The sequence below is a fragment of the Aequorivita sp. CIP111184 genome (assembly GCF_900489465.1).
GTDB lineage: Bacteria > Bacteroidota > Bacteroidia > Flavobacteriales > Flavobacteriaceae > Aequorivita.
In genome coordinates this window covers 1-422 of the sequence record NZ_UEFQ01000005.1, presented here as the reverse complement: position 1 = coordinate 422, position 422 = coordinate 1, and the positions used below count along the sequence as shown (strand labels likewise).

Here is a 422-nt window from a genome sequence, read left to right as displayed (position 1 = left end):
TCAATTGCAGTAGCTTCGCCAGTTGCAAAATAATCAGGTACAATGTAGAACAAGTTACCTGCTCCTGGATCAACAGTTTGATCTGCTGGACAAGTAATTACTGGAGCTAAAAGATCAACAACAGTTACGTTTGCAGAACAAGAAGCTAAGTTTCCACTTGCATCTGTTACGAAAACAGTAACAAGGATTGTTGTTCCTATATCAGCACAGCTAACGGTAGGTACATCTACAGCAGCAGTAGCAATACCACACGCTTCATCTACACTACTGATAATGTCATAAGGATCGATGGTAGCAGTACCGTCTGGGCCTAATTCAATAACAACATCTGTATTTGTATTTGCGTAGGAATAAGTAATACCCCAAGCGTTAAGCGTTCCTGAATCACCAGCGACAGCATCAGAAATAGTAATAATCCAGTC

Annotated in this window: 1 pseudogene; it reads right to left on the bottom strand. The window is 40.8% G+C overall.

Going from position 1 to position 422, the window contains the following annotated elements:
• Positions 1–422: pseudogene (locus AEQU1_RS00035) on the bottom strand (hypothetical protein); the annotation flags it as partial.